At 32.7% G+C, this 26,031-nt stretch carries 24 protein-coding genes and 1 pseudogene; 18 read left to right on the top strand and 7 right to left on the bottom strand.

Going from position 1 to position 26,031, the window contains the following annotated elements; all coding sequences use genetic code 11:
• Positions 1-126: 126 nt before the first annotated feature.
• The 9 genes from HHL20_RS15660 to HHL20_RS15620 all read left to right on the top strand — a co-directional run bounded on the left by HHL20_RS15660 (position 127) and on the right by HHL20_RS15620 (position 10,752).
• Positions 127-729, top strand: coding sequence for a DUF4468 domain-containing protein (locus HHL20_RS15660; RefSeq protein WP_169232130.1), 603 nt, complete (start codon positions 127-129; stop codon positions 727-729).
• 383 nt (positions 730-1,112) lie between these two features.
• Positions 1,113-3,800 (top strand): hypothetical protein, encoded by a 2,688-nt coding sequence (locus HHL20_RS15655; protein WP_169232129.1) that lies wholly within the window; start codon positions 1,113-1,115, stop codon positions 3,798-3,800.
• Positions 3,797-4,825 (top strand): nucleoid-associated protein, encoded by a 1,029-nt coding sequence (locus HHL20_RS15650; protein WP_169232128.1) that lies wholly within the window; start codon positions 3,797-3,799, stop codon positions 4,823-4,825. The genes HHL20_RS15655 and HHL20_RS15650 overlap by 4 nt, the downstream gene beginning before the upstream one ends.
• Before the next feature lie 13 nt (positions 4,826-4,838).
• Positions 4,839-6,149: a phosphoribosyltransferase-like protein gene (locus tag HHL20_RS15645; RefSeq protein ID WP_169232127.1), complete on the top strand. Its 1,311-nt coding sequence runs from the start codon at positions 4,839-4,841 to the stop codon at positions 6,147-6,149.
• A gap of 181 nt (positions 6,150-6,330) precedes the next feature.
• A complete protein-coding gene (locus tag HHL20_RS15640) occupies positions 6,331-7,479 on the top strand; it encodes a reverse transcriptase family protein (protein WP_169232126.1) in 1,149 nt (382 codons plus the stop codon).
• Positions 7,480-7,499: 20 nt separating this feature from the next.
• The gene (locus HHL20_RS15635) at positions 7,500-8,138 is read left to right on the top strand and encodes a hypothetical protein (RefSeq protein ID WP_169232125.1); all 639 of its coding nucleotides are present in this window, start codon (positions 7,500-7,502) and stop codon (positions 8,136-8,138) included.
• Positions 8,139-8,255: 117 nt separating this feature from the next.
• Complete coding sequence (locus tag HHL20_RS15630; RefSeq protein WP_169232124.1) at positions 8,256-9,707, top strand: hypothetical protein; 1,452 nt, start codon at positions 8,256-8,258, stop codon at positions 9,705-9,707.
• Positions 9,704-9,901, top strand: a complete 198-nt coding sequence (locus HHL20_RS15625; RefSeq protein ID WP_169232123.1) for a hypothetical protein — start codon at positions 9,704-9,706, stop codon at positions 9,899-9,901. The genes HHL20_RS15630 and HHL20_RS15625 overlap by 4 nt, the downstream gene beginning before the upstream one ends.
• A 155-nt stretch (positions 9,902-10,056) precedes the next feature.
• On the top strand, positions 10,057-10,752 hold the full coding sequence (locus tag HHL20_RS15620) for a hypothetical protein (RefSeq protein ID WP_169232122.1): 696 nt from the start codon (positions 10,057-10,059) through the stop codon (positions 10,750-10,752).
• A gap of 97 nt (positions 10,753-10,849) precedes the next feature.
• Here the strand turns inward: HHL20_RS15620 and HHL20_RS15615 are convergent, their stop codons facing one another.
• Both HHL20_RS15615 and HHL20_RS15610 read right to left on the bottom strand, forming a co-directional pair.
• Positions 10,850-11,749 carry a sce7725 family protein gene (locus tag HHL20_RS15615; protein ID WP_169232121.1) on the bottom strand — a complete coding sequence of 300 codons (900 nt, stop codon included), beginning with the start codon at positions 11,747-11,749 and terminating at the stop codon, positions 10,850-10,852.
• 42 nt (positions 11,750-11,791) lie between these two features.
• A complete protein-coding gene (locus HHL20_RS15610; RefSeq protein ID WP_169232120.1) occupies positions 11,792-12,667 on the bottom strand; it encodes a sce7726 family protein in 876 nt (291 codons plus the stop codon).
• 486 nt (positions 12,668-13,153) lie between these two features.
• On the opposite strand from HHL20_RS15610, the gene HHL20_RS15605 reads away from it, so the two are divergent.
• A complete protein-coding gene (locus tag HHL20_RS15605; RefSeq protein ID WP_169232119.1) occupies positions 13,154-13,564 on the top strand; it encodes a hypothetical protein in 411 nt (136 codons plus the stop codon).
• Positions 13,565-13,660: 96 nt separating this feature from the next.
• Here the strand turns inward: HHL20_RS15605 and HHL20_RS15600 are convergent, their stop codons facing one another.
• Positions 13,661-14,137, bottom strand: a complete 477-nt coding sequence (locus tag HHL20_RS15600) for a thermonuclease family protein (protein WP_169232118.1) — start codon at positions 14,135-14,137, stop codon at positions 13,661-13,663.
• Positions 14,138-14,440: 303 nt separating this feature from the next.
• On the opposite strand from HHL20_RS15600, the gene HHL20_RS15595 reads away from it, so the two are divergent.
• The 5 genes from HHL20_RS15595 to pyk are packed head-to-tail and all read left to right on the top strand — an operon-like array spanning position 14,441 to position 18,620.
• Positions 14,441-14,680, top strand: a complete 240-nt coding sequence (locus tag HHL20_RS15595; RefSeq protein WP_002976354.1) for an acyl carrier protein — start codon at positions 14,441-14,443, stop codon at positions 14,678-14,680.
• 35 nt (positions 14,681-14,715) lie between these two features.
• Positions 14,716-15,960: a beta-ketoacyl-ACP synthase II gene (fabF, locus tag HHL20_RS15590; RefSeq protein WP_029295536.1), complete on the top strand. Its 1,245-nt coding sequence runs from the start codon at positions 14,716-14,718 to the stop codon at positions 15,958-15,960.
• A gap of 9 nt (positions 15,961-15,969) precedes the next feature.
• On the top strand, positions 15,970-16,731 hold the full coding sequence (rnc, locus tag HHL20_RS15585; RefSeq protein ID WP_169232117.1) for a ribonuclease III: 762 nt from the start codon (positions 15,970-15,972) through the stop codon (positions 16,729-16,731).
• On the top strand, positions 16,709-17,182 hold the full coding sequence (locus tag HHL20_RS15580) for an IPExxxVDY family protein (protein WP_169232116.1): 474 nt from the start codon (positions 16,709-16,711) through the stop codon (positions 17,180-17,182). Before rnc ends, HHL20_RS15580 begins: the two co-directional genes overlap by 23 nt.
• Positions 17,175-18,620 carry a pyruvate kinase gene (gene pyk, locus HHL20_RS15575; protein ID WP_169232115.1) on the top strand — a complete coding sequence of 482 codons (1,446 nt, stop codon included), beginning with the start codon at positions 17,175-17,177 and terminating at the stop codon, positions 18,618-18,620. Before HHL20_RS15580 ends, pyk begins: the two co-directional genes overlap by 8 nt.
• Before the next feature lie 179 nt (positions 18,621-18,799).
• Here pyk and HHL20_RS15570 read toward each other — a convergent pair whose 3' ends face one another.
• The 4 genes and pseudogenes from HHL20_RS15570 to hutI form a co-directional block, all read right to left on the bottom strand.
• The gene (locus HHL20_RS15570) at positions 18,800-20,092 is read right to left on the bottom strand and encodes an NAD-dependent succinate-semialdehyde dehydrogenase (protein ID WP_169232114.1); all 1,293 of its coding nucleotides are present in this window, start codon (positions 20,090-20,092) and stop codon (positions 18,800-18,802) included.
• A gap of 119 nt (positions 20,093-20,211) precedes the next feature.
• Positions 20,212-21,132, bottom strand: coding sequence for a formimidoylglutamase (gene hutG / locus HHL20_RS15565; protein ID WP_169232113.1), 921 nt, complete (start codon positions 21,130-21,132; stop codon positions 20,212-20,214).
• A gap of 57 nt (positions 21,133-21,189) precedes the next feature.
• Positions 21,190-21,490: pseudogene (locus HHL20_RS19765) on the bottom strand (GIY-YIG nuclease family protein).
• 134 nt (positions 21,491-21,624) lie between these two features.
• Positions 21,625-22,851, bottom strand: a complete 1,227-nt coding sequence (gene hutI / locus HHL20_RS15555) for an imidazolonepropionase (RefSeq protein ID WP_169232112.1) — start codon at positions 22,849-22,851, stop codon at positions 21,625-21,627.
• Between the two features lie 297 nt (positions 22,852-23,148).
• Between hutI and ruvB the strand changes: the two genes are divergently transcribed.
• From ruvB to coaE, 3 genes are all read left to right on the top strand, one after another.
• Positions 23,149-24,171, top strand: coding sequence for a Holliday junction branch migration DNA helicase RuvB (gene ruvB / locus HHL20_RS15550; RefSeq protein WP_169232111.1), 1,023 nt, complete (start codon positions 23,149-23,151; stop codon positions 24,169-24,171).
• 112 nt (positions 24,172-24,283) lie between these two features.
• Positions 24,284-25,150, top strand: coding sequence for an MBL fold metallo-hydrolase (locus HHL20_RS15545; protein ID WP_169232110.1), 867 nt, complete (start codon positions 24,284-24,286; stop codon positions 25,148-25,150).
• A gap of 8 nt (positions 25,151-25,158) precedes the next feature.
• Positions 25,159-25,794: a dephospho-CoA kinase gene (coaE, locus tag HHL20_RS15540; protein WP_169232109.1), complete on the top strand. Its 636-nt coding sequence runs from the start codon at positions 25,159-25,161 to the stop codon at positions 25,792-25,794.
• Positions 25,795-26,031: the final 237 nt, after the last annotated feature.

Raw genomic sequence — 26,031 nt, 5'->3', positions numbered from 1 at the left:
TCATATGGAATCCCGTAAGGAATAATTAAGAATAAATGCTTAATTGCACTTGTATAAGCCCTAAAATCACTTTAAAATTAAAGGCAATAATATTTAATTATACTAAAATACTTATTACAACAAATTATGAATAGAAAAAATTACACTTTTATAGGTTTACTATTTTTGGCTTTTTCCAACAGCCTATTTTCACAGGAAGCAACCTCAACGCAAACAGCCCCACCAAAGGAATTTACTATAACTAAGACACAAGGATTAACCAACTTTATTGTAGTTATATGCGAAGGAAAAAGCAAAGAAGAACTTTATAAGAAAACAATAGAATGGATTAATAAAAATTATAATAAACCCAGCGAGGTTATAAAAGCACAAGTTGAAAATGATTATATCCGCTTTCAAGGTATAAGTTCGGAAGAGATTTACTGTTCAAATAATATTGTAAAGGTTTGCAGTAATATCAAGTATGACATCGAAATTTCTTTCAAAGATGGAAAATATAAATTTGCTGTACTTGGGCTTGAAAATAATGGTAAAGATTTAAGAGGTATACCGCATTGGGGTGAACTGAATTTTATAAATAGTTGGACACACTTTAAAAAGGATGGTGAAGTAAGAAAAATGTATCAGGATGCAATTAACAGCGTTTCTGGTTATTTTAACAACCTCAGCAAAAGTCTTTATGACTACATCTATAATCAGAATAATGCAGCTAAAAAAGATAATTGGTAAGATATAAAGAGCGACAATTTTGTCGCTTTATTATTTTATTCATGGGAATTATAAATTCAGGGAAAATACCTATACCATGAAATGTACTTTTTGCATATATTGTTGCAAAATAAATTATTGTATAAAATATTCGCAAATATTATGGAAAAAATTATTGAGGAATCCATCTATATCTTTAGAAATACTAAATCAGTATTGAAATTATCTCAAAAATCTTACCTTTTTATGAAAGTGCTATACCGAAATGTAATTGTCTTAAAGTATACTCTATACAATTAGCAACAAAGGTATCTCAAAATCTTTTAATGAAATAGAAAAGTAAAATTAATATAGTTTATAATGTTGACAAAAGTTAATATATAAGGTAAAAAATCTTAAAATATATGGGAGGTAATGCAGGAATAAGAGGATATTTAATACAAACGTTTATTTGTGTATTAGATTCACTCGAAGCTGATAATTTATGGACTTCAGTAACACTTGAGCCATTAGACGAATCGGAAAAAGTAGACATTAGATGGAAATATGCTAATGATGTTGCAAAACTTTGTCAAATAAAATCTTCCGAAAACATAATTCGACACTCTGCTGCTAAAAAATGGTGTGAAGAGCTTGAAACTCATTCTCCAAACGCATCGGAATATGAATTAATTGTAATTGGAAATGTTGACGAAAAACTCTCAAAAGCAAAAGATATTGGTAATGTAAAAGTTGGAGAAATTAAACCTTTAAATGTTCAAGTTTTAATTGACCAAGCATCGACAAAAATTGATAAATACTATGAAAACAAGAACAAGCCTAAGATTTCATCGCAGGTTAGAGAGCTTATAGTAAAAGCATTAACATTGGAATTTGGAACAAGTTCTATTATTGGAAAAGAAGTATCAAGGGCTGATTTTGACACAAAACTTTTAGAATGGATTAGTGCAGTTGAAAAGCAACTTGACAACAATCCTTATGCTTCCTTAGCTCCACCAACGGAAAATCTAAATACTCCTATCAATCATAGGATAGTTAAGAAAATATTAGAGCTTATTGGTTGGCATCAGTTTGGCGAAAACTATACTGTAGAATGTTTTAATGAAAAAACAGAAGAAAATGAAGTGCATTCGGTCAATTTTCTTGGAGATTTTGAAAGTAAGTTAAAAGAAAATTCGGGAGATTTGATAATGGTCTCCTCTCTCCATTCACTTAAATACCCTGACACTTCCAAGATAGAGATATCAAAATATTTAAACGATACTGATATTGTATATTTGGATTTGGAAAAAAAGAATAAAATTCCACTAAAAAAATTTGATTCTACGGATATTTACAGTCTTTTATTTTGGCTTTCAACGGATAACAGTGAGGTTTCAACGGATTTTATTCATTACACCAAAGAAAACTATAAACGAAATTTACTCAATGAAAATATGAATTATTTTCTAATAGATAATAATAAAGCTAACTTTTTGATTAGCAGTATTACAACTGCAAAAAATTATAGACCAGACGTACCTGTAAAATTTGCATATCCAATAACAGAAGCTACTCAAAGCCCAAATCGCATTGGAGCAAGAGGATTAAAGCTGCCTCCCCAATACATTAATTCTTCTGTGCTGCCTATTACAAAAGAAAGTAAATCTAAAATTAGTTTTCTCCTTTTTTGTTCTGACCCATTTTCACAGGAAGCTTTAAAAAAGCTCATTTGGTTAACAATTAGCCTTACAAGTGGTTATGGAAATGAATATATTCTTTATTTTCCTGATTATAATGAAGCAGATAATAAAAATGATGCCCTTGAAGTTATCCGTTCTTTTAACGAAGAATTATTAGATGAAAAGATTAAAGTGCTAAAATACAATAGCATTGATACAGAAGCATTGGATTCATTGTCAAATACAAAGGTAATTACAAGTAAGAATGAAACATACGAGGAAGATAATCAGCCATCTTTAGTAAATTCAAAACATTTAAACGAAGCTTTTGTCAATATACTTCCGTATGGAGATATTATAAAACCTTTTCTTAAAACGGATGCAATAACAGCGAATGATATTAAATTCTTTCTTGGCAAAAAGGGAATTTACACAAGAAACGCAGACATAAAAAAATTAATTGATTTAATGACTTCATTACTTTTTAGCCCTAAAGAGCTTGAAGATTTTAAATCCTATATTGATGTAAAAGGGAAAACTGTAAACAGTTCTGATGCATTTTTTAATATTAAACAAGATGAAACATTAGAATCTGTATTTAAGAAAGTAAAAATAAACACAGATAATTTGACAGATGGTCTAAATGTCAAAATTATCAATTCAGATAGTTTAAAATTTGAAGCCAGTCCTGCAAAAGATGAATTCAAATTAACGTTGATTACAGAAACAAAAGATCCTACAAGTAGCTTATTGGTTAATACAAAACCAGGAAAAGCAGAGGTTGTAGTTAAGAAAAAAGATAATCAGTTAGTAGTAGTAACCGAAAACACGATTAATAAAGCAGACAAATATATAGTTAACCGCTTAGTAAAGCTTGTTGAAGAAGAGTTTAAACGTATAGATTTTATTGAAGAGGAAAAAATAAAAGCAATGTTCAAGAATTTTAGCTCAAATACTGAAAGGGTAAATTTCTTGCTTAGCTTTAGTAATATTGCTTCTTCTGCAATGTTCCACGAGGCGGATATTCAAAATATCAGATTTAAGTTCGATGAAAACACAGAAATTCCAGAATTCTATCGTGATAAAGTCGACAAGGACTTAATTATAAATTTTGAAGGAAAAGGGTTACAAACACTAACAGAGTTGAGTGAGTTAAATGCAAAAGAATCAATTTTTCTAGAAGAAATGAGAGTGCTATACAAATTTAACTTTTTAAATATAAAAAATGGAATGTATAAGGTTACATATAACTTTTCAAATGCTCTTAAAAACAAACCCGAATTTGACGGAGTATTCAAATCTGCTCCTTATTTAATGAAAACAAATTCAGTGAAATCTTTATCAAGTATTGAAAATCTTGAAAAGGAATTAGGAAAGGAAATTGAAAATCTTAAACTTGAAAAATTAAAACTATTCAATATAATAAAATGATTGATTTTACTCAAATAACATTTGAATCTATCTACATCCATAAAGTTGGAAATAAGCTTAGGGACGAAGGAATCGAAGTATCTGATAAAAACCTAAATTTAGAAAATGAAGACACAAAAAAATATTTGTTAAGGTATTTTCTTTCTCCATTCAGCAATAATGAGGTTTATAATTTTCATTATCCAACTGACCTTAACCTCAATGACACCTACACTTTTGCTAAAAGAATTTTTGCAAAGCCAGAAAATCTTTATGAATTATCAATAGATGTTTCAAAGCATTTATATGAAAAGTCTTCGCATCCCAAAATAAATGGAGGAGAGTTTTGTATTTGTTATTTTAAAGACTGTTTATTTGAGGGGCAAAAAACAGATGCGATAGGTTTGTTCAAGTCTGAAAAAAAAGACATTTTTTTAAAACTAACGTCTTCAAAAATTGGACACGAAAGTGGTGTCAATATTGATAAATTAGACAAAGGATGTTTAATCTTTAATTTAGAGGAAGAAAACGGCTATAAAGTATGTATAGTAGATTCAAATAAATCAAACGATACACAATACTGGAAAGACGACTTTTTAAGTATAACACCTGCAAGTGATAATTATCATTTCACAAAAGATTTTCTTTCTATAACCAAGGACTTTATTACTAAACAAATTCCTGAAGATTTTAAAATATCTAAGGCAGAGAAAATAGACTTTCTCAACCGTTCAGTAGACTATTTTAAAAAGCACGAAACTTTCGACAAACAAGAATTCGAATCAGAGGTTTTTGCAGACAGCAGTGTTATTGAATCATTTCGAAAGTTTGATGAAAATTATAGACAGGAAAATGAGGTAGAGCTTTCAGATAATTTTGATATCTCTGTACAAGCAGTAAAAAAACAAGCAAGGGTTTTCAAAAACGTCTTAAAGCTTGATAAAAATTTTGACATATACATTCACGGAAATAGTGAATTAATAGAACAAGGTATTGACGAAAGTGGACGAAAATACTATAAAATATTTTATGAGCAAGAAAACTAACTAATAAAAAACTATGAGACGACATGACTTCAAATATGAAGAAAATTCAATAAGACAGGTCGAAATGTTATTACCGAAATTAAAATTTTCTGTTCGTCCTACTGTTATTGTTCAATGGTTAGAAAACTTTGAAGAAAATGATGTGTCCCATGCTTTAGATTTACTAAGAATTTTTGAATATATTCCTTTTAATGAATTCATGTTAAGGATAGATTATTTATTAAAGGAAATTTTTAAAAAAATTCCTAAAAATGAAAGAGCTATTATTTATCCTTATGGAAAAGTTGGAAAGAGTGGTACGTTAGTTACTTATCCTCTAAGAAACACTATAGCTTATAAAAATAGACAAGCATTAGCTATAAAAAACAAGTATATTAGTAGAAATGAAGAGTATAATTTAATTACTCATGATTTTCAAATGATTAAAAGACCTCATGATTTTCAACATATAATTTTTCTAGATGATTTTATTGGAAGTGGTAAAACGTTTATCAAAGAATATAGTAATTCCGATTTACAAAAATGGATAAGTGATAATGGCTTTAATAGTATTTTTATTCTTTCATCTATCATAATGGATGAAGGAAAAAATGAAATCTTAAAGAAGGATAACAAAATTCAAATTTACTCCGAGACAAGACATAAACTGTTTCACTCACCACTTTCACCATTACATTTATTTAAGAATAAATACGATATTAAAAGAATTACTAAATATTACGGTAATAAAATTGAGGTTATTAGACCTCCAAAATCTTATTTACCTTTTGGTTATGATAATAGTGAAGCCCTTGTTGCTTTCTTTCATGGAACCCCAAATAATACAATTCCTCTGATTTGGGGCGATTCGGATTGGAAGCCATTATTTCCTAGAAAATCTGAAATTAGAATGTCAGAGTCCAAAAAGTTTAAAAAAGAAATTGTTTATTATCTGAGCATATGTGATAAATTAGGTATTGATATAATTAATGGCAGCTCAATTATAGCTATACAGCCAGATATAAGGGATGCTGATTATCAAAAATTAAATGAGCAAAATCATGCTGTTGTTGCGTTAATATATTTAAAATCGTTAGGGCTTGAAAATGTTTTTATATGTCAAATGTTGGGGTTAACAAGAGAAGAACTTAGATTAATTTATTTAGAAGCTTTAAACAAAGGTTTGGTTCAAAAAAGAAGCTATGAACTTACAAGTAATGCACTTTTAATATTAGATAATCTTAAAACACTGTCTAAAAAAGACAAAATTAGAAATGAATCAAAAAGTAATTTAGAAATCAAAAAATACATATATTTACCAAAAACGTTCAATGGGATGACGTAATTTGTTAGCATTTAACTGTAAAAGGTTTTCTCAGTGCCTTGTTGCTGAGAATCATTAAGGAGTCTTTTTAAAGCAGCATAAAATACTATGCATAATAGATATTAAATGTTGCCATTTCTAATCCTTACTAACATTTAATATCTGTTATGAATATTATCAAACAACCGAGTAAGAGTAACAAATGAAATCATTTCCCATTGAACAATTTAAAGAAGCAGCCAAAGAACAGGGACACTCTAAGGAATATATAGATCTCTGTTTAAAATATGCGAATCAATTAATTGATAAAGATTATCCTGTAATATTTACAATAGAGCATTTAGCTGTTGTAATAGGAGTTGAGTCAGATTATTTAAGATTTTTAGTTGGTGATATTAAATGGGAAGAAGTTGAATTTGATAGATTCGAATATAAAGAAAAAAGATATAAATATTTTAAATTCAAAAAGAAAAGAAGCGGATATCGCGAAATAATAGCTCCTCATAAAGATTTAAAATATATTCAAAAATGGCTTCTTTTTAATATACTGAACAAATATCCTTTGAAAGAAAGTTGCAAAGGGTTTAGGCAAGGCATTTCGATCAAAGATAATGCTAAAACTCATGAAAAGTCAGATATAATTCTAAAAGTAGACCTTTTAAAATTTTATGATACTATTACAGAGAAAAGAGTCTATGGAGTTTTTAGAGCTATGGGATTCCATGGTAATTTATCGGTAAGTTTAGCCAAACTTTGTACAGCAAAGCATCAACCTGATTACTGGGAAGCTTTTACTGAAAGAGAAAAATTAATTTTATCTGAACTTGTTAAAACAAAACCTTCAATTTTGCCGCAAGGTGCTCCTTCTAGCCCAGCTTTGGCAAACATTATAGCTACTAAAATGGATAGTAGATTTGAAGCATTATCTAAAAAAATGAATTTCTTTTATTCTCGTTATGCCGATGACCTTACATTTTCAATTAAGGGTGATGGAATGTTGCCTCCTATAAAACTTGTATTAAGAATTATTAACGATGAAGGTTTTTATATTAATGAAGATAAAATTCAATATATGAAGAAGGGAACAAAACAATTCGTGACAGGATTAACTATTACAAATGGAGTTCATACTTCCAAAAAATATAGAAAGCAAATTGCCCGTCATATTCATTTTTGTAGAAAACATGGGGTTGAAAATCATTTAAACAAAAATTACAACGAATTTAAAGGATATAATTCACTTAATTTTTATGATTGGTTGTATGGTCATATCTGTTATATCCATTCTATTGATGAAAAGTATAGCAATAGACTTTTAAATGATTTCAATAAAATAAATTGGTTTATCTAGATTAACTAATTGTATATAAAATGTCTAGAAATAAAGAACGTTTAAAATTTAATCATAATGCAAAGACCCATGAATATTTATATTGCTTGGGAAATATGATTCATTGGTCTAAAATATTGCTCAAACAAAACAATAAAAAGCCTTATAATGATTTTTTAAATTGGATTATTATTAACCAATATTTTAATAGTATAGAGGAAGGAATTAGCCTAAAAAAAATTGCAGAATTAAGTTGTTATAGCAATACCAAAATTAGCAGATGGCGTCGTGAGATGTATATAGATATTTTAGAGCTCAATCAGAAATATCCTGTTTTATTTTATGACGAAAGGGGCTATAATGTGGAACTACATTTTAAACATTATGATGATTATTGCTTTATTAATTTAACACTTCCATTTATCCCAAGAGTCTATGAAAGCTTGGAATTCTATTTTATTAAAGCTGCTGTGGGAACAAATTACTTTTGGGTTAAAGATATCACGTATTATATTGAAGAAAATAAAGTTCAAATCGTAGTATCATTACAAGGAGGACATCTTAATAAATATCGTGAGTTCGTATTAGACAAGGCTCTTTTTAACGGAAATCTCAATTTTATGGACTTACATCAAAAATTTGATTTCCAAATTGATGATGAATTAAGACATCTAAAATAAAATATTATAAGTATCATATCATTAGATCAACATTTTAAATTTATCTACACAATTATGAACATAAATATTTACATAACATCTATTAAAAAAGGGAAAAATTTAATAAAATTTCTTTTAATGGATGAATTTAATATTAATGAAATTAATAGCAAAAATCTTTTTAAGCAATATGTTAAACCAAGTTTTGACAACTTTAAGGATGAAACATACATTCTTGCTGAAACCGAATATGTAGATAAAGTTTATAGAGATAGCTATTATCATTATTATTCTTCAAAATTACCTGATTACAAAAGAAATTGTATTCGATTATCATTTTTTGAAGGGAAAATTTCAGATACAGATTTCAGGGATAAAAATAAATATAAAAAACTTCAACAGAAATATAGAGGATTCATTGTTTTACGCCCAACTGACCCTTTTATAATTGGCAGAAGTGTAATATCTCCTTTACTATTAAAAAATAATAATTTTACCGCTTGCGTAAGTAAATTCCACACAACGGTTTATGGTTTAAAGTTTACTGTAAAAGGATTTCCTCATTCATCACAAGATACCGAAACAATAAGTTGCGCAGAAACAAGTTTATGGGCTATTATGGAGTATTTTAGTAATAAGTATTCCGATTATCAACCATTGCTGCCTTCCAAAATAACCAATACATTACGTCAGATGTCTTCAGAAAGGCAAATTCCTTCGAAAGGTTTAAGCATAAGTGAAATGTCATATGCTCTCAAAGAGTTTGGATTTGGAGCAAGAATCTACAGTAAAAGAGAATATGGAAAAGAATTTGAGGGTCTATTAAGTTGTTATGTTGAAAGTGGTATTCCCATTATTGTTACCGTTGATGATGAAGAAAATATTGCTCATGCATTATTGGCTATCGGTCATACAAAAGTAGAAAATTCTAAAATAGACGCCATGTGGCCTCATATAAATTCATCTATAGAACATATTCTACAGTCCAAAAACATTAAAATATATGATTTTGATACTATAAATAAAGATTTTATTTTTATTGATGATAATCAACCTTCATATCAAAGAGCTTCATTGAATGAACCTACAATACATTATTCAGCAGAATGGCACAAATGTAAAATAACTCATTTTATAGTTCCTTTATATACTAAAATTTATTTAGAGGCATATGAGGCAAAAAACTATATATTAGAATTTTTAACAACAGGCCCCGAACCTCTCATTGATAATAGTACAGTTTTATTAAGAACATTTCTTGCATCAAGTAGATCTTTTAAGCATGAGATTTCTAAAAACGAAACAATACAAGACGATTTAAAATCCCTAATAATAGAATCTGCCATGCCTAAATTCATTTGGATAACGGAAATTAGCTCAAAAGAACTTATGAAAAATAAAATGGCAAATGGTTTGATTATATTAGATGCAACACAGAAAATTATATATTCTAATAAACCATTAATTATTGCTGCATATCAAGAGAAATTGATATTATTTGATGAAAAAAGTGGTATTTTACAAAGTAATGTGTTAACTTTGCCACGATTTCAAATATTTGAGCACAACCTTAATAATTTCGAAATATGATAAAAAAAGTAAGTAAAACAGAAGCTATTAAAGCAAAAATGGCGCGAGAAGGTAAAGTAACCTCTTTAAATAGCCCTCGCCATATATCAGCTATTGCTTCTATGAATAAGCAGTTAGAAACTGTCCGAAGAGAATATCAAACTAAAGATAGAAATTCTCAAATAGAAGCAAATAAGGTAATTTTAACTGCATAAGTTAATTGATAGAAATATAAAAATCTCACTAATTCCAGTGGGATTTTTATTTATATATTATTTAATAAAATAAGATTAAAATATCGGGAAAATACGTATAGTATTATTTATATCTTTTATTTATCTTGCTACAAATTGAAATCAATCCTATAACAATGAAAACTCACGCTTTTCTTTTAGAGTGGTATTATAAAGAAGATGAAAGAAGGTATGCCCTAGACAACTCATTAAATATCCCCATAGGGATCCTAACAGCTTTTGTTGCCGCAATTTATTACCTTGTAACTAAATATAATTATGAGCAGGAAAATAGCATTTTACAAATAGCATTTTGGGGATTAATTGGATTATCAATAATATTTTGGATTATTAGTATTATATTTATTTTATTATCTTATAATGGCATGTATAAAGGCTATACGTATGAATATTTTCCTTGCACCGATTTTATTCAAAAGGAAGAGGTAAACATAAGAACCTATTACGAATCAAATAAAGCATATTTTGTACAAAACGGAATAACTTTTGAGAGCCTCTTAGAAGATAATGTTAATAAAATAATTTCAGAATGCCTTACCACTAATATTTATAATAATGATAAGAAAGCGAATTATCTATACTGGTCAAAAATACATTTAATAAATAGTCTCATTGCTATTTTTATTGGTGGAATTATATTTAGTACAAACTATATGCGACATGAAAAACAAGAAACTTATAATATAAAAGTTATGAATCAATTACGTTTTGCTAATCAGCCAACTCCACCACCTCCACCACCACCTCAAACTCCAAGAAGAGTAAAACAAGGGACACCACCAACTCCCCCACCAAATCAACCTAAAAAATGATAACATTAAATATTTAAAATCTTTTAGTCACTGTAAAAAATAAACCACCGCATGTTAAAAACATCCAGTGGTTTATTTTTTAATTAATTGTGTTAATTCATATAATATTTACTATTTGTTCTATATGGTTTATAATACCTAATTTTTTATTTATAGGTAGGCCTGGAAAGTGCTTTCTTTTATGTAAGTCTCTGTATGTGGTTATTCCAATACCTTCAAAAATTGTATGCTTATCAATAAATTTCATCATATGATTCAAAGCTTCAATAAACTTCCCCCCCGGGTTTTCTCTTCCTGTAACTGTATCTGAAACAAAATGATGAACATTTGCGGTTTTATTTTGAGCGTTTGTTATATGTATAGCAACAGCATACGCTGCTCCACCTCCATCTTTTAAATCATGGCCAATAATAGTAAAATCACCAAATCCTATTCCACCTCTTGATTTATAAGAATAATGATTATCTGAAAAACTACTTATTTTTGGGTAATCTGCATTCTTTTTTTGTCTTTTAAAACCATCTTGAATATACACCTTATTATTATTTTCAAATAAGTCTATATAATCTTGATCTACATAATTTTCAATGAAAATATTATATTTAAAATCTTGTTTATTTAAATATGAAATATTAGAAAAATTCTCTCTATGAATTATAGATTTTTCCAATTCTACATTTTGATTAATAAAATTTTGAATTTCTAATTTAGAAGTATCATTATAAGTCCAATATGCTAATGAATAATTCTTATAGTCTTTGAGAACATCATTAATTAAATCGTTCTCAATATCACTTATGGTTGGATAACCAATTCTTTTAAAATTTAGAACAATAATAAAATAGATATTTTTATCTACTATTTTTTTGATATTTTTTTTAAAATCTTTATGATAATGAGGTATTAAAATAGGAATAGTATTTTTAAATAATCTCTCATCTAAATCACAGAGTGCTAAAATGTCATATTTTTTAGCTAAAAAAATTGGAAAATACATAGTTAAAGTTTTTATATTATCATCTAATATAAATATTTTCAACTAATTATACAAAATAGCTAAGTTTTTAATAATGTTATCACATTTTAATTTATTGTACCGCTTTGAAATAGAAATGCTTTTTAAACTTTCAGGTAATAGCTTTATAAGATTGATTTGGTCATTTTTGAATTGTCTAAACTTCAAAGCTTCAGTTACTAAGGAATGTGCTTCATATATATCAATTTTACTAAATAAATCAAAGCAGTATTCAAAGATTTGAGTATTTGGAATTTTAGGAATAAAACCAAATTTTCGCTCAATAATATATAAATATTCAGGTTTTCTTAAAGAATAAAATAGGCTCCTGTGTTTCAAATTATGCAAATTACTTGTAGAGTCTCTTTCTAAAATAATTTTGTTTTTTTCATCATATATGTATATACCTGCAGTGGAGGGAATGATTTTTTTCACTTTGCTTAAATGTTTTCTCGAAATCACAACATTTAAAAATTCGAAAAAATTTTCATAATCGTCCATCTGTGATTTCAATCTTTCAGTAGAATCAATTTCAGATTTAATTTCATAAACAGTTGATGTACCATTAAAAACAGCTAAATCAGCCTTTGAAGCACCAACATTAAATTCAGGAATAACAACACATTTATTTATGTTATGGTTTAATAAAATTAGACTTTTATAAATTCCATTTTTAAATACATATTCATTCCTGTAATTTTGTTTTAACAATTTATAGAGATTGTTATAAATATCAAGAATAGAAACACTTCCTGTACAATGAAAGTATTTTTTATATGTTGTGATAATATGATTTATTTCCTCATATTGATTGTTCGCAATAAAATCAATATAAATTGGAGAAAATAATTTCGCAATATCTGCAAAATCAGAACTATTAAGTGAATTATAAATTTTCATTTCAACAAATGACTGGACAAATTTAATTTTTTTTTCAAAGTAAACTACTACTAAAATAAATATGACATTTAAATTTTTTAGACATGACGAATAATTATCAATTTATACACTGTTTATAGTAAATTTAGAAAAGTAAAAATAAGAATTTTGTTGGTACAATTGTTGGTACAAGAAAAAATAAATAAATGTAAAACATTAATTATCAAACAAATCAAGTTGAGCCTCCAACTCCACAAAATTAAAAAGAGAAAATGCGTTTGTATTTTCTCTTTTTTGTTTTTATAACACCTAATATCCTATTCAATTACAAGATAAATATATTTATTATATACATATTTAAACAAAGCCAAATCATTAATCTTAAAATTTCAACCCCTCACCCCTCCGTACAAACACCTAACCCAACAATTGGTCATTTCCACGCTATTCCGGATGTTTTTTTCTGCGTTACTTTGACCTACAAAACAACCTATAAAAACAAACATCATGGAAGCAAACACAAGCTACAACGCAAATTCTACGGGAGAATTAAAGTTAGGAGGAGGTGCTCAGTTCTGGGTATACCTTTCACCGCAAAATGACACGGCAAAAATGATCGGACAGTGGAGAGTAACCTTTTCACAAGGAAACTGGAAAGACATGATCTCCAGCGAAAACCCAACCAAGCAACTTCAGACTCCGGGTCTTTCAGGAATTTTTGATATTAAAGTAGAATTGTTAAGCGGTTCTACCGGAACATGGAGAGAAATCCCGGCTCAGGAAGGAAGCAGAAACCAGATCGGATGCAACTCCAACTGTGCTTCTATGGTAGGAATTGTTGCGGATAGCACCAGCCCGGCTCCGGGAGCCATCAATGCTCACTTCTGGACAACATGGGACGCATTCTGCAAAGCATAAAATTTACTGTCATCTGAAATATAATTTATTTTCACCAATGATTTGGTGGGATGATTTTATCAACATGATACACTCTAATATCAATTGGAGTGTATTTTATTTTGTCTTGTTCTTTTTATTTTTCCTGAATTCCCAGGGCGCAACGGCTTTTTTATCACTCCACAAGCCCAGTCTCTTTTCCATCGCTTCATCCTGGAGCTTTTGCAGTTCCGTATTTTTAGAAGCCTTAAAATACCACCACCCGAATCCGGCTTTGACTATTTCCCTTGACAGATATTTGTCGCCATCATAGAAAACCCCGGCAACACTCCTTCCGTAGCGGTCATTCCCTATGGTATAGAAAACAACCGTTTTTCCAAACACCTGGCCGGCGGTAAATTGTCTGGCATTGCTTCCGAAGGCCTGTCCGTTTTCGGGGCAGTCGATTTCCGCCAGTCTCAGCGTTTTCTGGGTATTGTCCGCCAATAAAACCACCACCGTATCGCCATCCTTTATTTTAATAACCTTTCCTTTGGTCTGTGCCGGTAATGCTAAGGAAACTGAAAATAATACAACGCAAATAATTTTTTTCATTCAGATAAAAACTAGTGTTTAAAAAAATAAATGCAAAACTAATGATAATACTGTGTGCATTAAAATGAAAAGAACACGTTGGGATTTCACGACGCAACAAACAATAAAAGAAGATTTGTATTTTAAATAAATCAGGCTTAAATAAGATTGGGAAACAACAAAATATAAAGCTCTGAAAACGAAAATACTAAACACTGATGCGATAAAATACATACCTATGGGCGACAAAAAGCATTAAAAAAATGTTTTATCGTAAAGAATTTTATATATTTGCACCATCTAACAATTAAAAAAAAATTTACTATGTCAGACATTGCATCAAGAGTAAAAGCTATCATCGCTGATAAGCTTGACGTTGAAGAAACAGAAGTAACTCCTGAAGCTAGCTTCACTAACGACCTGGGAGCTGATTCATTGGATACAGTTGAACTAATCATGGAGTTTGAAAAAGAATTCAACATTCAAATCCCTGATGATCAGGCTGAAAAAATTACTACTGTAGGACACGCTATCGCTTATATCGAGGAAGTAGTAAATAAATAATATTCTTCAACAAAAAAGAAAATTAAACTAAGTTTATGGAATTAAAAAGAGTAGTTGTAACCGGTTTTGGAGCAATAACACCGATTGGAAATAATGCAAAAGAATACTGGGAAAATCTTGTGAAAGGTGAGAGCGGTGCCGCTCCGATTACTCTTTTTGATGCCACAAACTTCAAGACAAAATTCGCCTGCGAAGTAAAAAATTTCGATCCGCTGCAGCATTTCGATAAGAAAGAAGCAAAAAAAATGGACAGAAATACGCAACTCGGGCTGGTAGCTGCAAGAGAAGCAGTACAACATTCAAGAATTATTGAAGACAGCGTAGATAAAAACAGAGTCGGTGTAATCTGGGGCTCCGGTATCGGAGGTCTGGAAACATTTGAAACTGAAGTTTTAGGATGGGCCAATACGGAAATTCCGAGATTCAATCCCTTCTTTATTCCTAAAATGATTGCTGATATCACACCAGGACATATCTCCATCGAATATGGTTTCCACGGTCCCAACTACACTACGGTTTCTGCCTGTGCCTCTTCGGCCAATGCATTAATTGATTCCAAAATGCTTATCCAGCTGGGTAAAGCAGACGTAATTGTATGTGGAGGCTCCGAAGCAGCCGTTACGGCAAGCGGTGTCGGCGGATTTAATGCTATGATGGCATTATCTACAAGAAACGATGATCCTAAAACAGCTTCAAGACCTTTTGATAAAGACAGAGATGGCTTTGTACTGGGCGAAGGTGCAGGATGTATCATCCTTGAAGAATATGAGCACGCTGTAAAACGTGGGGCAACAATTTATGCAGAATTAAAAGGCGGAGGTCTGAGTGCAGATGCACATCACATGACCGCACCGCATCCTGAAGGATTAGGCGCTTATCTGGTAATGAAAAACTGCCTGGAAGATGCAGGACTAACTGCTGATGAAGTAGATCATATCAATATGCACGGTACTTCTACTCCATTAGGAGACATTGCAGAATCCAATGCAATTTCAAAATTACTGGGAGAGCATGCTTTCGACATTCAGATTAATTCTACAAAATCAATGACCGGCCACCTGTTGGGTGCTGCAGGAGTTATTGAAGCTATTGCTGCGTTAGGAACGATTATTCATGGTATTGTTCCTCCTACCATCAACCATTTTACGGATGATGAAAATATCGACAGCAGACTGAATTTCACATTTAACGAAGCTGCGAAGAAAGACGTAAAAGTAGCCATGAGCAATACTTTTGGATTTGGCGGGCACAACGCCTGCGTTCTATTTAAGAAAATCTAAATCTACTGAATGGAGTTACAGAAATACTTTTCTAAATTCCTTCTCAAACAAAGAAAAAGAAAATTAACGGAGAGAGACTATTTTCTCAGTACTGAATTAAATAAAATTCTGGGTACTGAGGTGCAAAATGTTGCTCTTTACCGTGAAGCTTTTTCTGTGAAAAACTCTTCTAAAAATAAAGACAGCAATTACGAAAGACTTGAATTTTTAGGAGATTCTGTTTTGGGCACAATCATTTCATGCCACTTGTTTCAGACGTATCCTCAGGCTAATGAAGGCTACCTGACGCAAATGAAATCCAAGATTGTGAATAGGAAAAATCTTAATAAATTAGGAGAAGATCTAAAGCTTACCGACCTTTTGCAAAAGCAGACCTCTGTGGCATTAGGCGAAAATATTTCCGGAAATTTATTTGAGGCATTAATAGGTGCCGTTTACCTGGATTTTCAGTATGAAACATGCAGGAGGATTATTTTAGAAAGGCTTCTCACGCCCACTGAGATGAACAAGCTTGAAAATAAAATTGTAAGCTACAAAGGTCTCCTTCTCGAATGGAGCCAAAAGAAAAAATTAAATATAAAGTACGAAACCTGTGAAGAAATACAGGTAAACAAATCGATTGTGTTCCGCTGCCACGTGTGGCTCGGGGAAGAAAAAATCGCGAATGCTACCGAAACCTCCAAGAAAAAGGCGGAAGAAAAAGCAGCACAGAGAGCATTTTATATTTTAAACAAAAAAGAAAACATACTTGGAAATTCAAAAGCTTTATGATCTCGACGAAACAGAATTTGAAGATGTTACCATAGGATTGGTAAGATTAGCCAAAAATGTACCTGATCATGAGTTTTTCTTTACTGTTAATCAAAAAAACGATCTGAACTTTAAACGGATTGATGACCTCATCTATCACGGGTCTTATTATGATTACTTTTTTCCAAGATTTGAAGCATATCATAAGTTTACAAAAACTTGCTTCACTTTCATTTCCAACCGATGTTCGGAAAGTAAACAAAAAAAATTACAGACCGAGCTCTTTACAGGAGAAGAAAACATTAAATTTTTATTAAATAATCACATAGAAGTACAATATATTTTGCATAGTTCGGAACAGTTTCCTGATTTTTCCGTAATTTTGCTCCCTGAAAATCTTGTATTTCCTATTCAAGATTATACATTAGGTTCTGAAGAAGAACTTTATCAAATTATCCAGTATTATGAATAAGTATTTAAAGAAGACAAAAATTATCGCAACACTTGGTCCGGCTTCATCGTCGAAGGAAGTAATGTTAGGGTTAATGAAAGCAGGTGTTGACATTTTCAGAATCAATTTTTCACACGCTGATTACGATTTAGTTCGTTCAAATATTGAAATCATCAGAGAGCTTAATAAAGAATATGGCTTTTCTGTTGGTATTTTAGGAGACTTGCAGGGCCCAAAACTAAGAGTTGGGGTGGTAAAGGAAGGTTCTTACCTTAATCCGGGCGACATCCTTACTTTCACCAATGAAAAGATTGAGGGAGATTCTACAAAAGTTTATATGACTTATCAGCAATTTCCTCAGGATGTAAAAGTTGGGGAAAGAATCCTGATCGATGACGGTAAACTGGTGTTGGAAGTTATGGAAACCAACCTTATCGATACTGTAAAAGCAAAGACCATTCAAGGGGGACCATTAAGCTCCAAAAAAGGTGTTAACCTACCAAATACGAATGTTTCTCTTCCTGCTTTAACGGAAAAGGATATTCAGGATGCCAATTTCATGCTGGACCAGGATGTTGACTGGATAGCACTGTCTTTCGTTCGTCATGCACAGGATATTATTGACCTGAAAGAACTTATTGCCAAACACCCGAACGGAAAATTCAAAACGCCGATTATTGCTAAAATTGAAAAGCCGGAAGGGGTAAAAAATATCGATGAAATCTTATTGGAATGCGACGGATTAATGGTTGCCCGTGGAGATTTAGGAGTTGAGGTTCCAATGGAAGAAGTTCCGGCTATCCAGAAGACTCTGGTAGAAAAAGCAAGATTCTATTCCAAACCGGTAATCATTGCTACCCAGATGATGGAAACAATGATCAACAGCCTTACGCCTACAAGAGCAGAGGTAAACGACGTAGCCAACTCCGTACTTGACGGTGCCGATGCGGTAATGCTTTCAGGAGAAACTTCAGTAGGTAGATATCCGGTACAGGTAGTGGAAAACATGACCAAAATTGTAAAAAATATTGAGACCACACACTTCTATCAACATAAAAATGAGCCCATCGAAAAAGACTTCAATTGTATCGACGAGAGATTCATTACCAACAGGGTTTGTCTGGCAGCAGTAAGAATTGCAAAAACAACCAATGTTTCTGCTATCGTTACTTTAACAAGTTCAGGATATACTGCATTCCAGCTTTCAGCACACAGACCGAATTCCCACATTATCGTGTACAGTGGAAACAGAAGAGTCATTACCATGCTGAACCTTCTTTGGGGTGTTCACGCCTATTATTATGATATGAAGAAATCTACTGATGAAACGATTATCCAGGTAAATATGCTTACGCACAACTACGGATATATTGAGGCTGGTGATTTTGTAATCAACATCAACGCTACTCCATCCTATGAAGGCGGAAAAACAAATACATTAAGATTAACTACCGTTTAATTTGAATGGTTTATCATAAAGCAAAACTCCCGGATAATCGGGAGTTTTTTATTTTATTTCTTTTCTAATAATGGCAAAACGATTCTTTTTATGGTAGAAGTATCATCTTTCCACCAACTGTACTTCTGAGGTGTTTACTTTTCTTCAAAACTAATAAATCCAATTTAAAATTAGTTTTATTATTGACCTAAAATCGTTTTTGCGTTTACAAATTCCTTTAAAGCCAATAGAGAAAGCTCGGTTCCATATCCTGAAGACTTAGTACCGCCAAAAGGAAAACGAGGATCAGAACTTGTCATTCTGTTGATATTTACCGTTCCCGATTCCAAATTTTCAATAAAAAATAATTGTCGCTCTTTATCTTGTGTCCATACAGAATTTGAAAGCCCGAAAGGAATATCATTGGCCAGTTGTAATGCTTCCTCATCATTTTTAGCAGTCATTACCATTCCCAGTGGTCCGAATAGTTCTTCCTGCAGAATGGGGTTTCCTTCCCGCACACGAATCAGACCGGGTTTGAATTCGTTGTCAGAAATTCTTTCCAGGGGAAGAATAATTTCAGCTCCGTTTTCCAATGCTTTACGAAACTGCTTTTCCAAATCATCTGCAAGATCAGGTCTTGCCATTCCGGCAATTTTCGTTTCTTTATCCATGGGATCAGCAGGAATGTATTTCTGATATTCTTCAATGAATTTCGGAAGAAAAGCATCCTCAATTTTTTCGTCAATGATAAATCTTTTTGCTGCAACGCATGTCTGCCCGCAATTCTGAAGTCTCGCCAAAGCTCCTACCTTAGCCGCTTCATCCAGATCTGCATCATCCAAAACGATAAACGCATCGCTGCCGCCTAATTCCAGTAGGGATTTTTTAATATGCTGCCCGGCAATGGAAGCAACCTCAGCTCCTGCTTTTTCACTTCCTGTAAGACTCACACCGGAAATCGTTTTATGTTCAAGAACTTCCTTTACATCTTTATGTCCTATCTCAAGATTTTGGAAAACGCCTTCAGGAAAGCCCGCTTCAAGAAATACTTTTTCAATAGCATTTCCGCTGCCGAAACAGATTGATGCATGTTTCAGCACGACGGTATTACCTGCAAGAATAGCCGGAATAGCAAATCTCAGAACCTGCCAGAAAGGAAAATTCCATGGCATAACTCCCAAAATTACCCCTTTCGGAACGTAATGTATCTCGGAGTAAGAATATTCGGACTGTATTTTTTCAGGTTGTAAAATGTTTTCGGCATCTGCGTAATAATTCATCATTAAAGCACACTTCTCAATCTCTGCAATGGACTGTGAAATTGGCTTGTTCATTTCTAAAGTAATAATAGTTCCAAATTCTTCTGATCGTGATTTTAAAATTTCAGCTGCCTTGGCAATGAGTTGTTGCCGATGATCGAATGGAATTTTCTTCCATTCTGAAAATGCCTTATCTGCTCTGATAAGTTTATTTTCAATTAATTGTTCCATAAAATAGTCTCTGTTTTAAATTCAAAATGAATTTATTATTGCTTTAAAAGCGTAATGAAAGGAGCAAAATATATTCCTTGTATACTAATAAAATAATGATTCTCTCTATCGGGTTGATGTTAAATCATAAACCATTCGTTAACGAGTGTTGCTGCGAGCCTTGCGGTTCTGTCCTGAATATCATATAACGGATTGACTTCGGCCACATCCAGTGCCAACAGTTTTTCACTTTTTAAAATATGCCTGTAAAGATGCATAAATGCTGCGTCCGCAAAAATACCGTTATAAGCTGAAGCAGAAACTCCGGGAGCTATAGAAGAATTGAAAACATCCATACAGATAGTAAGATAAAGATAATCAACACTTTCTGCCAAATCATTAATTCTCTGATAAATTGATGGAAGGTTTTCAAAAAAGATTTCATCGGCCAGTATGTACTTCATTCCATATTGGTGAGCTGTATCGAATAATTTAAGCGTATTCGAATTTCTCTGAATTCCGATATGTAAAGAATTGATTGGCCCACCCTGAGCGATCTGCCAGAATCCGGTACCCGAACTCGGCCCTACTCCGTTTTCAGGCTCACGGTTGTCAAAATGGGCATCAATATTGATAATTCCAATCTTTTGTTCGGGAAAAGCGGTTTTTACGCCAAGATAATGGGCATAGGTAACTTCATGTCCGCCGCCAAAAACGACAGATCGGCCATTTTTCAGCAGCACCTTAGATACATTTTTTGCAAGGCTGTTCTGAGCATCTTCCAGATTTTCTCCGTCACAGGTAATATTTCCGAAATCGAGCAAGGTAAAATCCGGGCGGATAACAGGGAAATTTGATATATTTTTTCTAATAATATCAGGAGCATCTTTTGCACCTTCTCTTCCTTTGTTTCTACGAACGCCTTCATCCACAGCAAATCCGTGTAAAACGAAATCCTTCGTTGAGATAAGATCATAGTTGGTTTCTTCTTTAACTCTCTGAAATATTCTGTGGAAAAGCAACTCTTCTCCGTCTAATCTTCCCTGCCAGATATTGTTCATTATCAATTATTAATTTGTGTGGTTCGTATTTGTCATGCTGGAAGCATCTCAGCTCATTTATTCAAAAAGATAATTAAGAAAATCTAAATTAGGATTTGCAGTTCTTATTAATTCAAGTTTTTATTCCTTTTTAAAAGTTTGATTTCTTTTTCTCTTTCAATAGCTTGTTGTATCCAGCCAAAGCTTTCATAATAAATTAAGAAACAAGCATTATACCTTGAAGTAAAACTATTCGGATTAACTTTATGTACATGCTGAATAATCTTTGATGTAAATTTCCTGTAACTCCTGTGTATAAAACTGTTCTGCTTTTATTGGTTAAGATATAAACATAAAATTTATAAATTCCTTCATTCAATTAGAACATTATTTTTTATCATCTGTATTATGATTGTGTCTGGATGCTTTCAGCATGACAATACGCGCAGAGCAAAAACGCAAGATTGTCATCTCCTTCTAAGAACACCTAAACATATTCTTTATTATAATAAATTATTTAATTTTCATTCCATCAACATAAACATTATCCGCTTTTAAACTCCCCTGATTATATAAAACATTCTGGAAATTATCGGTTTTAAATGTCACAAAATCTGCTTTTAAACCGCTTTCCAGTTTTCCCCTGTCTTCCAGTCCGAGTGCAAAAGCCGAACGGAAAGTAATTCCGGCTAAAACTTCAGCGGTTGTCAGCTTTTCAAAAGTTGCTAAAATTGATGCCTGTGTAATAAGGTTGCCCATCGGTGCCGACCCTGGATTCCAGTCGCTGGCAATAGCCAAAATTGCTCCTGCATCCAATAACTTTCTCGCAGGAGTAAACTTTTCTCCCAACCCAAGACTTGCGCCCGGTAAAGCTGTTGCAACCGTTTCCGATTGTGCCAAAAATTCAATATCTTCATCAACAGTTGCTTCCAGATGATCTGCAGATTTTGCGCCAACTTCTACGGCAATCCTGGAGCTTCCCGCTGTAAATTGGTCTGCATGAACCGTTATTTCAAAACCTAAATCTTTAGTTTTTAATAAAAACACTTTACTTTCTTCCGGCAGAAATGCTGATTTTTCAATAAAAATATCCACACGTTTCGCCAGATTCTCTTCTCTTACTTTAGGCAAAATTTCTGTTAAAATATACTGCAGATAATCCTGATTGCTTCCTTCAAAATCTCTCGGCTTTAAATGGGCAGAAAGGCAGGTAGGAACAAGTGTCGCGTTTGTTTTCTGCTGTGCCTTTTTGATAATCCGAAGCATTTTCAGCTCATTTTCAACATCAAGACCATATCCGCTTTTTATTTCGATGGTGGTAATTCCGAGAGCGATTAAAAAGTTTATGCGCTCCAGTAATGTTTTCAACAATTCATCTTCGGACGCATTTCTTGTGTGCTGAACGGAACTCCAGATTCCTCCTCCGCTTTCGGCAATTTCGAGATATGTCTTGCCTGCGTTGCGCATTGCAAAATCATTGGCACGATTGCCCCCAAAACAGATATGAGTATGGGAATCCGTAAAAGCTGGCAATACAATTTGCTCCTCTTCTATTCTTTCAATTTCTATATTCGGATATTCGGATTGTAAAGCTTCAAAATTTCCAACTTTCTGGATTTTATTTTGACTGACTATAAGTCCGCCATCTTCAATAATTTCCAGCTGTTCATCGGATAGCTTTCCTCTTAACGGAAGATTGGCAAGAGTTACCACTTGCTTAAAGGGTCCAATTAGTTTCATTTATTCTAAAGTTGATGTTAAAAACTTTGCAAAGTTTAAATGCTTTGACTATGTCTAACCTAAAGGTTTCAACATGACAAAATTGTGCGGATGCTTGTCATTTAATAGGAATCTAAGCAAATCAAACATCAGAGCAAACTTTGATTTTCAGTTTTATTTCTCTTTCAAAAATACTTAAAATATATCAATCTGATACATGATCGGTACATATGCTTTCTGTCATAACCTTAATCTTATATTTCAATCTTTATTCTTAACCTCAATTTTCCTATCTTTACAGTAAATGAAACTGAATTAATGCCCGATTTTTTACACCCGGATAAAGATAATTATTCCCGTGAAGAGCTTGCACAGGAAGAACAGATCCGCCCGCAGAGTTTTAAAGACTTTGCTGGACAGAGAAAAACGCTGGAAAACCTCGAAGTTTTTGTAACTGCTGCCAAAAAACGTGGCGGAGCACTGGATCATGTCTTACTTCATGGTCCGCCTGGACTCGGTAAAACAACATTAGCAAATATTATCGCCAACGAGCTTGGCGTAAACTGCAAAATTACCTCAGGGCCCGTTCTGGACAAGCCGGGAAGTCTTGCCGGATTGCTAACAAATCTTGAAGAAAATGATGTCCTTTTTATTGACGAAATTCATAGGCTGTCTCCGGTTGTAGAAGAATATTTATATTCTGCAATGGAAGATTATAAAATTGACATTATGCTCGAAACGGGTCCGAATGCGAGAAGTGTTCAGATCGGCTTAAATCCTTTTACGTTGGTAGGTGCCACCACAAGAAGCGGAATGCTCACCAAACCGATGCTGGCAAGATTCGGGATCCAAAGCAGGCTGGAATATTATACCATCGAGCTTTTATCGATGATCATTCAAAGAAGTTCCAGGGTTTTAGGCGTAAGGATTTATGAAGATGCTGCCATCGAAATTGCCCGCAGAAGCCGCGGAACTCCCAGAATTGCCAATGCTCTTCTGAGAAGGGTACGCGATTTTGCTGAAATCAAAGGAAATGGAGAAATTGAAATCAACATTACGAAATATGCTCTTGATTCTTTGAATGTGGATGAGTTCGGACTCGATGAGATGGATAACAAGATTATGCGCGTCATGATTGAAAATTTTAAAGGAAAACCTGTTGGTATTTCTGCTTTGGCAACATCCATCGGGGAAAATCCGGAAACCTTGGAAGAGGTTTATGAGCCTTTTTTAATCCAGGAAGGATTTATTATCAGAACGCCGAGAGGGCGTGAAGTAACCGATAAAGCATACAAACATTTAAATATTTCCAGACCAAAAAATCCGGGCGAACTTTTTTAATTGCACAGGTTATGACCTATTTATTCGTCAACAAAAAATTACTTAAAATTATTTTTCCGGTTGCCGTGAAAATCTTATTTTTCAGAAATAAACAAACATTATAAATCTTAATATGAAACTATATCCAATACAGTGCGGAAAATTTAAACTGGATGGCGGCGCCATGTTCGGGGTCGTCCCAAAGAGTCTGTGGGAAAAAACCAATCCTGCAGACGAAAGAAACCTGATTGAGCTGGGAACCCGTTCCCTGCTTGTAGAAGACGGCAAAAAGCTGATCCTGATTGACTGCGGACTGGGTAATAAGCAGGACGATAAATTCTTCAGCCACTATTCGCTTTGGGGAGATGATAATTTAGACAAAAACTTAAAAAAATACGGTTTTGTAAGAGAAGATATTACGGATGTATTCCTCACGCATCTTCACTTTGACCACTGCGGTGGCGCTATCAAGTGGAACGATGACAGAACAGGATACCGACCAGCTTTCAAAAATGCACAGTTCTGGACCAATGAAAACCACTGGAAATGGGCAACAGAACCCAACGCCAGAGAGAAGGCAAGTTTTTTAAAAGAAAATATTATTCCGATCCAGGAAAGCGGTCAGCTTAATTTCTTACCCCTTCCTACAACCGGGAACTACGGTTTTGCCCCGGATCTTAAAATGGATGTCATCTTTGTAGACGGCCATACAGAAAAACAAATGCTTCCTGTAATTCAGTATCAGGAAAAAACCATTGTTTTTGCAGCGGATCTTATTCCTACTGCAGGACATATTAACCAGGTTTATGTCATGGGATATGATACACGACCTCTCCTTACGCTTGAAGAGAAAGGAAAATTCTTAAAACAGTGTGTGGATAATGAATATTTGTTGTTCTTTGAACATGATGCTCACAATGAACTGGCAAGTCTTAAAATGACAGAAAAAGGAGTGAGGCTTGATGAGACATTTAGTTTTAATGATGTTTTCGGATATTAATATAAATTATGGAAGAACTACATTCAGAAACTCAGAAGGCTGAGCCGGAACCATTATCTTCACCCAAAATTATCGGCCTTACCGGGGGAATAGGCTCGGGAAAAACTACCGTCGCAAAATTTATTGAGGAATTCGGATTTCCGGTGTATTATTCTGATGAAAGGGCAAAAGATATCGTCAATGAAAATGAAGCGCTGAAATCAAAGATTAAAGAGCTTCTGGGTGAAGAGGCATATGATGAAAATAGCTTTTATAACAGAAAATTTGTAGCTGATAAAGTTTTCAACAACACAGATCTGCTGGAACAACTAAATCAGATCATCCACCCGGTGGTACGCCTCGATTTTCAAGATTGGGTAAAAAAGCAGACCAAGTATTTAATTTTTAAAGAAACCGCTTTATTATTTGAGCTTAAACTTAACAGAGAATGTTATAGATCTGTATTGGTAACTGCAGAAGATAATATCAGGATCAAAAGGGTAATGGACAGGGACAGCAAAACATACAGAGAAGTACAGTCCATAATGGAAAAGCAGATGCCTGAAAAAGATAAAATCAAATTGGCAGACTGTATTATTTACAACAACACCAATTTGGAAGATTTAAAAGAACATACGGAAAAGGTCATTTTTGACATTGAATAAAGGATAACAAAGCCCGCTGAATTCAGCGGGTTTTATTTATGATGAAAATTGAGTCAAGAATTATTAACATTTATCAATTCTATACAGACGCTATTTTGTTTGATTTAAGTCCGCCTTTTTTTTCAATTATTTAATGAATAAATAAGCTTGAATAAATTACTTATTTTAAAAAAGTCATTAATTTCAAAGAAAAACAGGCTCCCATTACTGAGAGCCTGTGAAGTGATTAATAATTAA

The sequence above is a fragment of the Chryseobacterium cheonjiense genome, assembly GCF_012927265.1.
Taxonomy (GTDB): Bacteria; Bacteroidota; Bacteroidia; order Flavobacteriales; family Weeksellaceae; genus Chryseobacterium; species Chryseobacterium cheonjiense.
Note: the sequence above shows the minus strand (reverse complement) of the source record. Positions and strands in the feature narration are given on the sequence as shown.

Excerpts from the sequence above, each read along its gene's own strand:
- HHL20_RS15625 (WP_169232123.1), top strand. The coding sequence starts at position 9,704 with ATGATAAAAAAAGTAAGTAAAACAGAAGCTATTAAAGCAAAAATGGCG.
- HHL20_RS15595 (WP_002976354.1), top strand. The coding sequence starts at position 14,441 with ATGTCAGACATTGCATCAAGAGTAAAAGCTATCATCGCTGATAAGCTT.
- HHL20_RS15650 (WP_169232128.1), top strand. The coding sequence starts at position 3,797 with ATGATTGATTTTACTCAAATAACATTTGAATCTATCTACATCCATAAA.
- HHL20_RS15600 (WP_169232118.1), bottom strand. The coding sequence starts at position 14,137 with ATGAAAAAAATTATTTGCGTTGTATTATTTTCAGTTTCCTTAGCATTA.
- hutI (WP_169232112.1), bottom strand. The coding sequence starts at position 22,851 with ATGAAACTAATTGGACCCTTTAAGCAAGTGGTAACTCTTGCCAATCTT.
- ruvB (WP_169232111.1), top strand. The coding sequence starts at position 23,149 with ATGCCCGATTTTTTACACCCGGATAAAGATAATTATTCCCGTGAAGAG.
- fabF (WP_029295536.1), top strand. The coding sequence starts at position 14,716 with ATGGAATTAAAAAGAGTAGTTGTAACCGGTTTTGGAGCAATAACACCG.
- pyk (WP_169232115.1), top strand. The coding sequence starts at position 17,175 with ATGAATAAGTATTTAAAGAAGACAAAAATTATCGCAACACTTGGTCCG.
- HHL20_RS15610 (WP_169232120.1), bottom strand. The coding sequence starts at position 12,667 with ATGAAAATTTATAATTCACTTAATAGTTCTGATTTTGCAGATATTGCG.
- HHL20_RS15645 (WP_169232127.1), top strand. The coding sequence starts at position 4,839 with ATGAGACGACATGACTTCAAATATGAAGAAAATTCAATAAGACAGGTC.
- HHL20_RS15635 (WP_169232125.1), top strand. The coding sequence starts at position 7,500 with ATGTCTAGAAATAAAGAACGTTTAAAATTTAATCATAATGCAAAGACC.
- HHL20_RS15640 (WP_169232126.1), top strand. The coding sequence starts at position 6,331 with ATGAAATCATTTCCCATTGAACAATTTAAAGAAGCAGCCAAAGAACAG.
- HHL20_RS15615 (WP_169232121.1), bottom strand. The coding sequence starts at position 11,749 with ATGTATTTTCCAATTTTTTTAGCTAAAAAATATGACATTTTAGCACTC.
- HHL20_RS15630 (WP_169232124.1), top strand. The coding sequence starts at position 8,256 with ATGGATGAATTTAATATTAATGAAATTAATAGCAAAAATCTTTTTAAG.
- HHL20_RS15545 (WP_169232110.1), top strand. The coding sequence starts at position 24,284 with ATGAAACTATATCCAATACAGTGCGGAAAATTTAAACTGGATGGCGGC.
- HHL20_RS15655 (WP_169232129.1), top strand. The coding sequence starts at position 1,113 with ATGGGAGGTAATGCAGGAATAAGAGGATATTTAATACAAACGTTTATT.
- coaE (WP_169232109.1), top strand. The coding sequence starts at position 25,159 with ATGGAAGAACTACATTCAGAAACTCAGAAGGCTGAGCCGGAACCATTA.
- hutG (WP_169232113.1), bottom strand. The coding sequence starts at position 21,132 with ATGAACAATATCTGGCAGGGAAGATTAGACGGAGAAGAGTTGCTTTTC.
- rnc (WP_169232117.1), top strand. The coding sequence starts at position 15,970 with ATGGAGTTACAGAAATACTTTTCTAAATTCCTTCTCAAACAAAGAAAA.
- HHL20_RS15620 (WP_169232122.1), top strand. The coding sequence starts at position 10,057 with ATGAAAACTCACGCTTTTCTTTTAGAGTGGTATTATAAAGAAGATGAA.
- HHL20_RS15605 (WP_169232119.1), top strand. The coding sequence starts at position 13,154 with ATGGAAGCAAACACAAGCTACAACGCAAATTCTACGGGAGAATTAAAG.
- HHL20_RS15660 (WP_169232130.1), top strand. The coding sequence starts at position 127 with ATGAATAGAAAAAATTACACTTTTATAGGTTTACTATTTTTGGCTTTT.
- HHL20_RS15570 (WP_169232114.1), bottom strand. The coding sequence starts at position 20,092 with ATGGAACAATTAATTGAAAATAAACTTATCAGAGCAGATAAGGCATTT.